Consider the following 12,563-nt stretch of genomic DNA (forward strand, 5'->3'; position numbering starts at 1 on the left):
TTTATCCCCGTGCATACGGGGAACACATTGGGAAATTAAGATCATCAACACCTATATTCGGTTTATCCCCGTGCATACGGGGAACACTGTAAATAGTGCAACAGGACCATCTATTTTGGCGGTTTATCCCCGTGCATACGGGGAACACTGCATTCGTGGGCGGGTTATATCGCAACATTACGGTTTATCCCCGTGCATACGGGGAACACAGATCATCAAACCCACGTAAAGTATGAAATTTCGGTTTATCCCCGTGCATACGGGGAACACCGATTCATGACTGAGTAAATCCTGCCAATTCCCGGTTTATCCCCGTGCATACGGGGAACACTAAAAGCACATCAGAAAGTGTGCATTTACCACCGGTTTATCCCCGTGCATACGGGGAACACGTGGAATTGTGGCTGAAAAAACGGGGCAGTGACGGTTTATCCCCGTGCATACGGGGAACACTGCCTGTTCCGCAGCTTGTCGCTTCATTTCTTCGGTTTATCCCCGTGCATACGGGGAACACCGAATATCTCAAGCGAATGAAATCTATATTCACGGTTTATCCCCGTGCATACGGGGAACACTATCCCATGTTTATTTTTACAAAATAAATTATCGGTTTATCCCCGTGCATACGGGGAACACACAGGGGGGCGGAGTGTCTCGCCAACGTAGACCGGTTTATCCCCGTGCATACGGGGAACACAGATTGCCCAATATTTCTGATTTTCGGCTCACCGGTTTATCCCCGTGCATACGGGGAACACTAATTTTTTTGGCGACCATTTACAGCCAATTTCGGTTTATCCCCGTGCATACGGGGAACACTCTAATCATAATAGATTGAATATAAAAAAGAAATTTAACCTTCTCTTTTTTACCAAAAAAATAGATAAAAACGCCTTACTTAATTAAACCAAGTAAGGCGTTTAGTTTAGTTTAAAGCTGGAAAAAATTAACGAACAATAATACCTAATAGAATGCCAATAACACCAAAGTCAGCATCACTAAATGTTGTATTCGCGATCCCTATATCACCAAGTACTGGCAATAGGAATACAGGTAAGAAAGTAATTAATAAACCTTGAGCAAAAGCACCTAATATTGCACCACGACGTCCACCCGTTGCATTACCAAATACCCCTGCTGTTGCACCCACAAAGAAATGCGGAACAACACCCGGAATAATAACAGTCCAATCCAACAGATAAAGCACAAACATGCCAATTACACCTGCCGCAAAACTACTTAAAAAACCAACTAATACGGCGTTTGGTGCATAAGGGAAAACAACTGGGCAATCTAAGGCTGGTTTGGCATTAGGAACTAATTTATCTGAAATCCCTTTAAATGCAGGTACAATTTCAGCAATAACCATACGTACACCTTGCAGAATAATGTAAACACCCGCTGCAAAAGTGATAGATTGCATTAACGAGAACATAAACCAGTTTTTACCACCACTCACTTCACGAACAAATGTATCGCCCGCAAATAAACAAGTAATGATAAAAATAATACCCATAGTAAAGGCTATAGCAACAGGAGTGTCTCGTAAAAATAGCAAGCTTTTTGGTACATTCATCTCTTCCGTTGAATGCTCTTTATTACCAAATTTACTACCAATAAAACCTGCTAATACATATGAAATTGTTGAAAAATGACCTAGTGCAACATCATCAGAACCGGTAATTTTTTTCATATAAGGGTGTGCAATGGCAGGGAAAAATACCATCGAAACCCCAACAACTAATGAACCTACCGCAACGAGTACTGTACCTTCTAAGCCTGCTGTTGCCAGAATAACCGCGACCATCATCGACATAAATAATGTGTGATGCCCCGTTAAGAAAATAAATTTCCACGGCGTTAGGCGTGCAATTAATATATTAATTAACATGGCAAAGAACATAATCAATGCCATTTCTTTACCAAAGCTTTTTTGTGCAATAGACACAATGGCTTCGTTATTTGGCACCACACCTTGAATACCAAAAGCGTGTTGGAAAATAGTCGAAAAATCACCAAGAGAGTTAATCACCAGACCCGCACCAGCGCCTAAGATAACAAAACCTATGATGGTTTTTACTGTGCCTTTAATACACTCTGTTACAGGTTTTTTCTGGGCAATTAAACCTATCAGTGCGATTAAACCCACTAAAATAGAGGGCTCTGAAAGCACATCACTCATTAGAAAGCGGAAAAAGTCCATAGTAGGCTCCTTATAGCGCGCCTAATTCACGTAATGCAGTAGAAAGTTTTTCTTTCATTGCCACTTTATCAATCATGTTATCCAATGAGACGATTTTGCCATTTACAGCTTGAGCAATAAGTTGTTCTGCAATATCACGGGTTCCAACATAAATATCGCTTGGAGTGCCTTTTGCTGAACCTAAATCTACATGATCAACTTCTGCATTTACGGCGATATCTTTTAGTATGCTTTTGATGCTCATCTCCATCATTAAGCTACTGCCTAAACCATTTCCACAAACGACGGTAATTTTCATAATATTCCCCTTGGTAATTTTAATAATTGTTAATTAATAGTTGTTGATAACTGCGAATACTTCAGCTTTGCTTTTAGCATTTAATAACGATTGAATATCATCATCGTTATCAAATAATTCGGCTAATTTTACGATAGCATTAATATGACTATCGTTATCTGTTGCCGCCAAAACTATCAGTAATTTCACAGGATCATTTTCATCAGCACCAAATTCGACACCTTGCTCCACTATCGTTAAAGCCAATGATAATTTATTAACGCCTTCTTCAGGACGAGCATGCGGCATCGCAATACCAGGGCCTAATACATAATATGGCCCAATTTGTTCATGTGATTTATAAATCGCATCAACATAACGAGGCTCGATATAACCTTTATCAATTAATGGCTGGCACGCAACTTTAATCGCTTCTCGCCAATCACTGACATGCGGAACTACTTGCACAACATCAGGTGTTAATAATGTTTTAAGCATGTTTATAACCTTAGTGAAATATTCTCTGCGCTTTGTTGTTAATGATAGTAATCATTTATGGTAGCGCTATCTAGATAGAAGACTCACAATTGTGATAGCGCTATCATTTTAATGAAATGTTAATTGCAGAAAATGCCAACAATTGCGACTGTATTGTTTCAGCATAATGAGAAGATTTCAGGTAGGATCTACTTTCAAGAAAATTGAGATAAACAAGTATAAAAAGAATGATAAAAACACGTAAGCGCCGAAATACAGGTCGCGTCACTTTACAAGATGTCGCAAAACACGCAGGTGTCGGTTCCATGACCGTTTCTCGCGCATTGCGAACTCCTGAACTGGTTTCTGATAAATTAAGAGAAAAAGTTAATCAATCGGTTGAAGAGCTAGGCTATATTCCCAATGCGTCAGCGGGTGCTTTGGCTTCCGCACAAAGCCATATTGTCTCCGTTCTTTTGCCTTCTTTTACCGATAAAGCTAGTGCTGATTTTATGCAGTCATTACAACAAGTGCTTAATCGTCATCAATATCAGATCTTAGTGGGTTGTTATGAATATCAACCACATAAAGCAACTGATGTCATCAATATGCTATTACAAAGTAATCCAGCAGCATTAGTGACATTTGGTTCTCAATTAAGTACACCTCATTTTTTACATATTAGTAATGCCAATGTACCTGTGGTGAGCGTTGCTAGCCAATCTAACGACCAGGCTGCAATTAGTATTGAATGTCCCTACGAACAAGCAGCTTTTGAATTAACGCACTATTTAGTCTCTCAAGGTAAACGTTGTATTGGCTATATTGGTGCATTGCAAGGACAGCGCTTTCATCATCAGCAAATAACAGGTTGGTCACGTGCTTTACTCAAAAATTATTTAAATGCAGAGCAAAGCGTTACTACGCCGGATCCCGCATCAATGGCTTATGGACGACAAGCATTGACTGAAATTTTATTACGTCAACCTGAATTAGATGCAGTGATATGTAGTCATGAAAGCATTGCGTTAGGAATGATATTTGAATGTCAGCGCCGCTTAATTAAGATCCCTCAAGATCTCGCAATTGCTTGTTTGGAAGGATCAGATAATAGTGCTCAGATATTTCCTTCACTTACCTCTATTCATTTTGATTACCATAAAATGGGAAAAGATGCAGGAAAACATCTAATAACACTTTTACAGCGACTACGTGACGAAGATGATAACGCTATATTTGAAGATACCGTTATCAACTATGCTTATCGCTTTGAAACAGGGCAAAGTACGCCTTAATCGACAGTCTCTCTTGCCTCTAAACGTGTGCTGTTATTGCGTGTTAACCAAAGTGAAAGTGCTTTTAGTGAATCCGGTGTAAATTCATCACAACGCTCTGTTATTTCAGAGGGGGTTAGCCAACGAACTTCCTCAATTTCTTCTGCTTGTAAGGCGAAAGGGCCGTGAGAAACACAACTAAATAAGCTGCCCCATACACGACAACTTTTATCATCGTAATAAAACTGCCCATGCTCAGCAAAAGGAACGCCCGCAATGCCTAGTTCCTCTTCTGCTTCACGACGCGCACTTTCAAGTAAGTTTTCACCTTGCTGCACAACACCACCAGCGGTGGCATCTAACCAACCAGGATAAAAATCTTTTGTTTCTGTGCGGCGTTGTGCCAGAATTTTCCCCATACCGTCATGTATAACAATATAAGTTGCTCTGTGTCGTAGGTTTTCTGCTCGCATTTGTTGACGAGTTGCTTGGGCAACTACCTCATTTTTATCATCAACAATATCAACCCACTCGACCACTGCCGTATTTTCTTGTTCCATCCTCAACAAACCTTTTTTAACCGATATTAAACTATCGTAATTTTTATCCTGAATATATCAAAACCGCTATATTTCACCACTATAATAATCATATGTTAGTTGTTTTATCTATCTTGCTCTTTTTTGCTTTTTGTGGTGTTAAAAGGCAGACTGTGAAAATATTTACCATAACGTGCTCGTTTCACTCAGGAGATTTCTATGATTGATCTTTATTATGCAGATACCCCTAATGGACAGAAAATCACACTTTTTCTTGAAGAAGCCGAGATCCCTTATCAATTACATCCCATTGATATCAGCAAAGGTGATCAATTTAAACCAGAATTCTTAGCCATTTCACCCAACAATAAAATTCCTGCCATTGTTGATCACAAGCCAATTGATGGCGGTGAACCTATCGCTATTTTTGAATCTGGCGCTATTTTGATTTATTTAGCAGAGAAAAGCGGCAAATTATTTAGCCAAGAGTTAAGAGAAAAAACACACCAACTACAGTGGCTATTTTGGCAAGTTGGTGGATTCGGCCCAATGTTAGGACAAAATCATCATTTTACTCGTTATGCCTCTGAAACCGTACCTTATGCAATTAAACGCTATACTGAAGAGACACAACGCTTATATAACGTATTAAATAAAAGACTAAGCCAATCAACTTACCTTGGTGGCCAACATTACAGTATTGCAGATATCGCCACTTATACCTGGGTGCGTGCTCACAAACGTCATAATATTAGTCTCACTAATTACCCAGCAGTAGAAAAATGGTTTAATGCTATCAGTCAACGCCCAGCAGCGAAAAAATTATTTGGCTAATACAAAATCGGCTAACACATCAGGATGATATTAATCTTCAATATAGGAAATAAAATCAGGAGGATTTGTGATGAAAATACTTATCACTGGCGGAACAGGATTAATAGGTAAAGCTCTAGTTTGTCAGCTTGCGCTTGATAACCATGATATTACGGTTCTTTCTCGTTCGCCACAAAAGGTTTATTCACATTTTTGTAATGAAATAACCTGTTGGACTCAATTAAGCGATAAAAATAGCCTTGATGAGTTCGATGCTGTCATTAATCTTGCTGGAGAACCCATAGCCGATCAACGCTGGACACCATTGCATAAACAAAAATTAGTTGATAGCCGCTGTGAATTAACCCAAAAACTCGTTGATTTACTTAAAGCAGGTAGCTCACCGCCTTCTGTTTTTATCTCTGGTTCTGCTGTCGGTTTTTATGGTGATCAAAAAAACACGTTGGTGACTGAAAAAACACCAGCAAATCCAGAATTTACTCATGATCTCTGTGCAAAATGGGAAAGTATCGCACTTGAAGCACAAACCCCGCTAACTCGAGTCTGTTTGCTACGTACAGGTATTGTATTATCAACATTAGGCGGCGCATTACCCAAAATGAGTAAACCCTTTAAATTAGGTCTTGGAGGGAAATTAGGTAGTGGAACACAATATATGCCGTGGATCCATATCGATGATATGGTCAGCGCAATTGTATTCTTACTTAATGAAGAACAAGCTAAAGGTGCATTTAACTTAACAGCACCAAATCCGGTGCAAAATAAAGAATTTACCTACATTTTAGGCAAGGTATTTAAACGCCCCGCGTTAATGACCGTTCCAGCCACTGCATTACGTTTAATTATGGGGGAAAGTGCGGCATTAGTTTTAGGCGGACAGCAAGCTATTCCTGAAAAATTACTTAATGCCGGCTTTGAATTTCGCTACCCACAATTGGAAGAAGCATTAACAGATATTATTAATACGGGAAAATAACTTCTTTTTATACTTTAAATAATTCAAGGTGCAGCAAGGCGACAAGTAAATGAGTCGCTAGGAGCATACATAAGTATGTGACTAGTGCGAATAAACTCACAGTCAACAACACTGCAACTTGAAGTATGACGAGTATTTATCGAGCAGGTTTATCCCCTTGCCACCTTTGAAATAAATCATCAGGTAAATTAACATCAAATTGATCTAGTACACGATTAATTGTTTGATTAACAATGTCATCTATTGTTTTAGGCTGAAAATAAAAAGCAGGTACGGGAGGCATAATAATAGCACCCAATTCTGCGGCTTGTGTCATTAAACGTAAGTGCCCTAAATGTAATGGGGTTTCCCGTACACATAGCACTAATTTACGTCCTTCTTTTAACACTACATCAGCAGCACGAGTAACTAGTGTGTCAGTATAACTATGAACGATACCTGACAAGCTTTTGATTGAACATGGCAAAATAACCATGCCATTAACACGAAATGAACCAGAAGAGATAGTTGCACCAATATCACGATCATCGTAAATGACATCAGCTAACTCATAAATGTCTTTTAATGAATACGTTGTTTCTAAGGAAATAGTACGACGAGCAGCTTGGCTAATGACCAAATGCGTTTCTACTGATGGCACACATTTTAATATCTCTAACAAACGTATGCCATAAATTGCACCACTAGCGCCAGTTAGCCCTACTATCAGCTTTTTCATTATAATCCTCAGAATATATATCAACGTAAATCATTATGATGATTAACCCTCAAAAGACAAGCGCCGATGTAGAAATACTCTAGCATCGGCGCTGTATAAGGATGGCTATATTAACGCAAATTTAGCCTTCGTTATAGATTTCTAAGTTCTCTATTTCATTTTGATCACGAATTTTATGTTCATCATCACGACGTAGATTTTCTAAATAATCTAAATAGTCTTGGTCAATATCTTTTGTGATATATACACCATCAAATACTGAACATTCGAATTGGCTAATATCTGGATTTTCTTCTTGAACTGCTGCAATAAGGTCGCCCAGTTCTTGGAAAATTAAGCCATCTGCGCCAATCAATTTACGAATTTCATCAACTTCGCGTCCATGAGCGATCAATTCATTAGCGTTTGGCATATCAATACCATACACATTAGGGAAGCGAACTTCTGGCGCTGCTGAAGCAAAATAAACTTTTTTAGCACCCGCCTCTCTTGCTAATTCAACAATTTGCTCTGATGTCGTACCCCGAACAATTGAATCATCGATAAGTAACACGTTTTTATCACGAAACTCGGCGCGATTAGCGTTAAGTTTGCGTCTAACTGACTTACGACGCTCTTGTTGACCCGGCATAATAAAAGTACGGCCTACATAGCGATTTTTTACAAAGCCTTGGCGATACGGTTTATTCAGTATATGAGCAATTTCTAACGCAATATCACAAGAGGTTTCGGGAATAGGAATAACCACATCTATTTGTAATTCATCCCACTCTTTTGCGATCTTAGCTCCTAATTTTTGGCCCATACGCAAACGCGCATTATAAACAGAGATTTTATCGATAAAAGAATCAGGACGCGCAAAATAAACATACTCAAATAAACAAGGCATTAATTGCGGATTTTCCGCACATTGGCGGGTAAATAATTGCCCTTGTTCTGTAATATAAACCGCCTCGCCTGGCGCGACATCACGTAAGAACTCAAAGCCCAAAGTATCTAAAGCAACACTTTCTGATGCCACCATATATTCATGGCGTCCATCCTCCAGTGTGCGCTTGCCTAAAACAAGGGGACGAATACCAAAGGGATCACGAAAAGCCAAAAGACCGTGACTGATAATAAGAGCAACGCAAGCATAAGCACCACATAGTTTTTTATGCATTGCAGCAACAGCCGTAAAAATATTATCTGGTTCGAGTGGAAAATGATCGAAACGGTCTAATTCATAGGCAAGTACATTGAGTAAAATTTCAGAATCAGAGGTGGTATTGATATGCCTACGTGCTGTCTCAAACAGTTGGCGACGTAATAAATGCGCATTGGTTAAATTACCATTATGCGCCAACGTAATACCAAAAGGAGAGTTCACATAAAAAGGCTGAGCTTCTGATGCACTCGAACTACCTGCTGTTGGATAACGCACATGACCTATCCCGATAGTTCCTTTTAAACGCAGCATATGGCGAGTTTCAAAAACATCTTTCACCAGTCCGTTGGCTTTGCGAAGACGGAAACCATTGTTACCGTCTATCGTTGCAATGCCTGCTGCATCCTGACCACGGTGTTGTAACACCGTTAACGCATCATAAATTGATTGGTTTACTGGATTAACTCCAGCGATACCGACAATACCGCACATGAAAAGATCCTCATCAGCCAGACGGAGAGGTTACATTCTCCGACACGAAACTTGACGCATTTTGCAGGTAGTCAAAGAACCACCTAATGATATGGTTGAATTGAGGAATAAGTTCAGAACGTTGCCAATCAGCACTCTCTGCCATAGGGGTAAATGCACCCAATACAAAAAGCAGTGCTGATACAATAAGCACGCCTCTTAATGCCCCGAAACAGACCCCCAATACACGATCTGTACCTGATAACCCTGTGCGTTGAACAAGAGAGCTAATAACATAATTTACAACAGCACCAACAATTAATGTCGCAATAAACAATGAAACTATCGCTATCCCGTTACGAACCAGTTCATCTTCAAACCGGGTAAAATAGACGGCAAGATAAGGATAAAACTGACTAGCAACAAAAAAACCACAACCCCAGGTGATAAGTGACAATGCTTCACGAACAAAGCCACGGATCAGGCTAACTAATGCGGAAAACCCGATAATGGCAATAATGGCGTAATCTATCCAGACCATAAATTCTCTATCCAATAACGATGCCCCGCATTAATACGGAAGCATTCTAACAGAAAACGAAAACGTTTGCGTAACGCTAATTTTCGATAATTTAAAATAATTTACGGCGACATGAAAAATCATAATCGCCGCAATAAGTTAACACCTTGTTACATCACTCATCTGATGAGTTTCTCCAAAATACATTAAGGCTTATACGCTCTTACCTCACCTTGCAATCCTGTTAACTCTTTTAAACGAGGCAACATTGCTTGCAATTCTGATTTAGAGGCATTAGGTCCAATATAAATACGTGTCACTTGCCCTGATACAGGACGCGCGGGCACGGTATAAACTGGATAACCTGAAAAATGCATTTTTGCAATAATCTCTTCAACTTTAGCGGCATTTTTTAATGCGCCAAGTTGAACAACCCATGCCTCACCTTTTGGCGGCTTAATTTCCTCAATCGGTGGTGGAGTTGGTTGTACAGGTGGATTAACCACAACAGGTGTTTCTGGTATAGGCTGTGGCTGAGGAGTAACTGGCTGGACAACAGGTAGCTCGGGTGTTGACACTGCGGGCTGCTCAACACCGGTTACCGCTTCAGAAAGCATTGCTTCTGAAGCACCTTCTGATGGTGTAGAAGGTGTTGTCGTTTGTTGTATCGGTGCTATTGATTCAATTTCTTGCTCATCACCGGGCTTAGGTACTAAAGGAATAGAGGCGAACTGGTCTTCGTTATATTTCTTATCGCCGTCAAGCAATGCAGGTAGAACAATGACACCTACAGCCACCAGCACAACGGCACCGACTAAGCGATTTTGAAATTTACTAGCCACCCATACTCTCCTTTTCCAAAAGTTCCATTACATGAGCAACGGTATGGAATGAACCACAAACAACAACAATATCATTTTCTTTTGCATCTAAAATAGCTTGTTGCCATGCTTGCTCTACACTGTCAAATACGGCGGGAGCATCAAGATGCTGCGCCAACACTTCAGCTTTTGCACCACGAAACTCATTAAGCGGCGCGACATACCACAGGTCTGCTTGCTTTTTTAAACATGCTAAAGTACCCGCGATATCTTTATCACCTAGCATACCAACAACAAGACGAACCTTAGTATCAGATTGGCGAGGTAATTGTGCTAATTTCTCAGTTAAATATCCAGCAGCATGTGGATTATGTGCAACATCCAAAATAACTAATGGCTGATGAGAAATAATTTGGAAACGACCGGGTAATTGTGCTTGCGACATTCCCTCTACAATACTGTGATAAGTAATCGCTTGACTGACTTTATCATCTGATTGTAACAGGCAACGCACAACAGCCATTGCCGTTGCCGCATTCGCTAATGGGATATTGGGAATGGGGAGTTGTTCAAATTGTCTATCAGCACAGCGCCAGTGCCAATGAACACCATCAACAGAGAACGACCAATCAGTACCACGGCGGAAAAGCTGAGTTTGCTTTCCATGTGCCACATCAGCAATTGATTGAGGCATATCTGGCTCACCAACAACACCGAAGTGTCCAGCACGGAAGATACCTGCTTTTTCTCTGCCAATATGTTCTCTATCTGCGCCTAACCAGTCTGTATGATCAAGAGCAATACTGGTGATAGCAGCAATATCTGCATCAACAATATTTGTGGCATCTAATCGACCACCTAAACCCACTTCAAGAATAACCACATCAAGTTGAGCTTGCTGAAATAATTTCAAAGCCGCTAATGTGCCATACTCAAAAAAGGTTAAGGATATATCCCCTCTTGTTTGCTCTATTTGAGCAAACACTTCACAAAAGGCAGATTCTGACAGCTCTTTACCCTGAATTCGAACGCGTTCAGTGTAACGCACTAAATGAGGTGAGCTATAAACGCCAACCTTCAATCCCGAAGCAATCAGGATTGACTCTAACATATGGCATGTTGTGCCTTTACCATTAGTGCCTGAAACAGTAATCACTTTTGGTGCAGGACGTAACACATCCAATATCTTTCCTACCTTGCCAACACGTTCTAAGCCCATATCAATAGCGCTTGAATGTAGATGTTCAAGATAAGAAAGCCACACCGACAAGGGCGATGTGGCTTTAGGAGCAGTTATGATATTAGACATCTTCTTTTTTATTCGTTTCGATGTTAATTTCTGGCTCATTGTCTGCAGATTCAATTTCATCAGCGATAAACTCTTCACCAATGATTTCATCTTCATCTTTTACTAAATCGTATTGAGTCAATTTAGACAGTAATTCAGCCAGTTCATCACGCATTTGTGGACGACGAACAATCATATCTATCGCCCCTTTTTCTAACAGAAATTCACTACGCTGAAATCCTGCTGGCAGCTTTTCTCGCACTGTTTGTTCAATAACACGAGGGCCGGCAAAGCCAATCAGCGCTTTAGGCTCCGCAACGTTAATATCACCTAACATAGCTAAACTTGCAGAAACACCACCCATTGTTGGATCTGTCATAACAGAAATATATGGTAATCCACGCTCTTGCATTTTAGCTAATGCTGCGCTGGTTTTAGCCATTTGCATTAATGACATCAATGCTTCTTGCATACGCGCACCACCACTTGCTGAGAAACAGACCAGCGGGCAGTTATCTTCTAATGCTTGTTCAACTGCACGAACAAAACGAGCACCCACGACAGAAGCCATAGAACCGCCCATAAATGCAAACTCAAAAGATGCTGCAACAACAGGCATCGTTTTTAACGTTCCTTTCATGACGATTAATGCGTCTTTTTCTTGTGTTTGCTTTTGAGCAGCACTGATTCTGTCTTTGTATTTTTTAGAGTCGCGGAATTTCAGAATATCTTTAGGCTCTAATTCGCTACCTAATTCTGTGGTACTTCCTGCATCCAGAAAGGTTTCAAGGCGACGGCGCGCTGAAATACGCATATGGTGATCACATTTAGGGCAAACCTCTAAATTGCGCTCTAACTCTGCGCGATAGAGTACCTGCCCACAGCTATCACACTTAGTCCAAACCCCTTCAGGAATATTGGCTTTACGTGAACTTGTGATGGTGCTTTTATTAAGAATTTTTTCAATCCAGCTCATTAATGGACCTTTTCGTCTGAATCTGACCTTCGCCAGTTTAGT

General features: G+C 40.3%; 13 protein-coding genes and 1 CRISPR repeat array. Of the genes, 3 read left to right on the forward strand and 10 right to left on the reverse strand.

Features of this window, described 5'->3' with window-relative positions; all coding sequences use genetic code 11:
- Nucleotides 1-58 precede the first annotated feature (58 nt).
- A CRISPR array of direct repeats spans nucleotides 59-819; the repeat unit is 29 nt; unit sequence CGGTTTATCCCCGTGCATACGGGGAACAC.
- 127 nt (nucleotides 820-946) lie between these two features.
- From ulaA to M997_RS12740, 3 genes are read right to left on the reverse strand one after another with little or no spacing between them, the layout of a single operon-like run.
- Complete coding sequence (ulaA, locus tag M997_RS12730; protein ID WP_064720490.1) at nucleotides 947-2,203, reverse strand: PTS ascorbate transporter subunit IIC; 1,257 nt, start codon at nucleotides 2,201-2,203, stop codon at nucleotides 947-949.
- Nucleotides 2,204-2,213: 10 nt separating this feature from the next.
- Entirely contained in the window at nucleotides 2,214-2,501 is a 288-nt protein-coding gene (locus M997_RS12735; protein ID WP_064720491.1) for a PTS sugar transporter subunit IIB, read from the reverse strand.
- A 33-nt stretch (nucleotides 2,502-2,534) separates the two neighbouring features.
- Nucleotides 2,535-2,978: a PTS sugar transporter subunit IIA gene (locus tag M997_RS12740; protein WP_064720492.1), complete on the reverse strand. Its 444-nt coding sequence runs from the start codon at nucleotides 2,976-2,978 to the stop codon at nucleotides 2,535-2,537.
- 227 nt (nucleotides 2,979-3,205) lie between these two features.
- On the opposite strand from M997_RS12740, the gene M997_RS12745 reads away from it, so the two are divergent.
- Nucleotides 3,206-4,252 carry a LacI family DNA-binding transcriptional regulator gene (locus tag M997_RS12745; RefSeq protein WP_064720493.1) on the forward strand — a complete coding sequence of 349 codons (1,047 nt, stop codon included), beginning with the start codon at nucleotides 3,206-3,208 and terminating at the stop codon, nucleotides 4,250-4,252.
- Here the strand turns inward: M997_RS12745 and yfcD are convergent.
- Entirely contained in the window at nucleotides 4,249-4,791 is a 543-nt protein-coding gene (gene yfcD, locus M997_RS12750; RefSeq protein ID WP_064720494.1) for an NUDIX hydrolase YfcD, read from the reverse strand. The two genes, M997_RS12745 and yfcD, sit on opposite strands and share 4 nt — an antisense overlap.
- A gap of 198 nt (nucleotides 4,792-4,989) precedes the next feature.
- Between yfcD and M997_RS12755 the strand changes: the two genes are divergently transcribed.
- On the forward strand, nucleotides 4,990-5,604 hold the full coding sequence (locus M997_RS12755) for a glutathione binding-like protein (protein WP_064720495.1): 615 nt from the start codon (nucleotides 4,990-4,992) through the stop codon (nucleotides 5,602-5,604).
- A gap of 70 nt (nucleotides 5,605-5,674) precedes the next feature.
- The gene (locus M997_RS12760; protein ID WP_064720496.1) at nucleotides 5,675-6,580 is read left to right on the forward strand and encodes a TIGR01777 family oxidoreductase; all 906 of its coding nucleotides are present in this window, start codon (nucleotides 5,675-5,677) and stop codon (nucleotides 6,578-6,580) included.
- A 136-nt stretch (nucleotides 6,581-6,716) separates the two neighbouring features.
- On the opposite strand, the gene M997_RS12765 is transcribed toward M997_RS12760, so the two are convergent.
- The 6 genes from M997_RS12765 to accD all read right to left on the reverse strand — a co-directional run bounded on the left by M997_RS12765 (nucleotide 6,717) and on the right by accD (nucleotide 12,521).
- Nucleotides 6,717-7,298: a UbiX family flavin prenyltransferase gene (locus M997_RS12765; RefSeq protein ID WP_064720497.1), complete on the reverse strand. Its 582-nt coding sequence runs from the start codon at nucleotides 7,296-7,298 to the stop codon at nucleotides 6,717-6,719.
- A gap of 121 nt (nucleotides 7,299-7,419) precedes the next feature.
- Nucleotides 7,420-8,937, reverse strand: coding sequence for an amidophosphoribosyltransferase (gene purF / locus M997_RS12770; protein ID WP_064720498.1), 1,518 nt, complete (start codon nucleotides 8,935-8,937; stop codon nucleotides 7,420-7,422).
- Nucleotides 8,938-8,950: 13 nt separating this feature from the next.
- Nucleotides 8,951-9,457, reverse strand: a complete 507-nt coding sequence (gene cvpA / locus M997_RS12775; protein ID WP_064720499.1) for a colicin V production protein — start codon at nucleotides 9,455-9,457, stop codon at nucleotides 8,951-8,953.
- Between the two features lie 185 nt (nucleotides 9,458-9,642).
- Entirely contained in the window at nucleotides 9,643-10,278 is a 636-nt protein-coding gene (gene dedD, locus M997_RS12780; protein ID WP_064720500.1) for a cell division protein DedD, read from the reverse strand.
- Nucleotides 10,271-11,566, reverse strand: coding sequence for a bifunctional tetrahydrofolate synthase/dihydrofolate synthase (folC, locus tag M997_RS12785; protein WP_064720501.1), 1,296 nt, complete (start codon nucleotides 11,564-11,566; stop codon nucleotides 10,271-10,273). Before folC ends, dedD begins: the two co-directional genes overlap by 8 nt.
- On the reverse strand, nucleotides 11,559-12,521 hold the full coding sequence (gene accD / locus M997_RS12790) for an acetyl-CoA carboxylase, carboxyltransferase subunit beta (RefSeq protein ID WP_064720502.1): 963 nt from the start codon (nucleotides 12,519-12,521) through the stop codon (nucleotides 11,559-11,561). The genes folC and accD overlap by 8 nt, the downstream gene beginning before the upstream one ends.
- Nucleotides 12,522-12,563 lie beyond the last annotated feature (42 nt).

Source organism: Proteus hauseri ATCC 700826 (genome assembly GCF_001654965.1).
Lineage (GTDB): Bacteria > Pseudomonadota > Gammaproteobacteria > Enterobacterales > Enterobacteriaceae > Proteus > Proteus hauseri.

What these genes read in the sequence shown, in the direction of transcription:
- M997_RS12765 (WP_064720497.1), bottom strand. Translation starts at nt 7,298, where the DNA reads ATGAAAAAGCTGATAGTAGGGCTAACTGGCGCTAGTGGTGCAATTTAT.
- M997_RS12755 (WP_064720495.1), top strand. Translation starts at nt 4,990, where the DNA reads ATGATTGATCTTTATTATGCAGATACCCCTAATGGACAGAAAATCACA.
- cvpA (WP_064720499.1), bottom strand. Translation starts at nt 9,457, where the DNA reads ATGGTCTGGATAGATTACGCCATTATTGCCATTATCGGGTTTTCCGCA.
- M997_RS12760 (WP_064720496.1), top strand. Translation starts at nt 5,675, where the DNA reads ATGAAAATACTTATCACTGGCGGAACAGGATTAATAGGTAAAGCTCTA.
- M997_RS12740 (WP_064720492.1), bottom strand. Translation starts at nt 2,978, where the DNA reads ATGCTTAAAACATTATTAACACCTGATGTTGTGCAAGTAGTTCCGCAT.
- folC (WP_064720501.1), bottom strand. Translation starts at nt 11,566, where the DNA reads ATGTCTAATATCATAACTGCTCCTAAAGCCACATCGCCCTTGTCGGTG.
- purF (WP_064720498.1), bottom strand. Translation starts at nt 8,937, where the DNA reads ATGTGCGGTATTGTCGGTATCGCTGGAGTTAATCCAGTAAACCAATCA.
- yfcD (WP_064720494.1), bottom strand. Translation starts at nt 4,791, where the DNA reads ATGGAACAAGAAAATACGGCAGTGGTCGAGTGGGTTGATATTGTTGAT.
- M997_RS12745 (WP_064720493.1), top strand. Translation starts at nt 3,206, where the DNA reads ATGATAAAAACACGTAAGCGCCGAAATACAGGTCGCGTCACTTTACAA.
- ulaA (WP_064720490.1), bottom strand. Translation starts at nt 2,203, where the DNA reads ATGGACTTTTTCCGCTTTCTAATGAGTGATGTGCTTTCAGAGCCCTCT.
- M997_RS12735 (WP_064720491.1), bottom strand. Translation starts at nt 2,501, where the DNA reads ATGAAAATTACCGTCGTTTGTGGAAATGGTTTAGGCAGTAGCTTAATG.
- accD (WP_064720502.1), bottom strand. Translation starts at nt 12,521, where the DNA reads ATGAGCTGGATTGAAAAAATTCTTAATAAAAGCACCATCACAAGTTCA.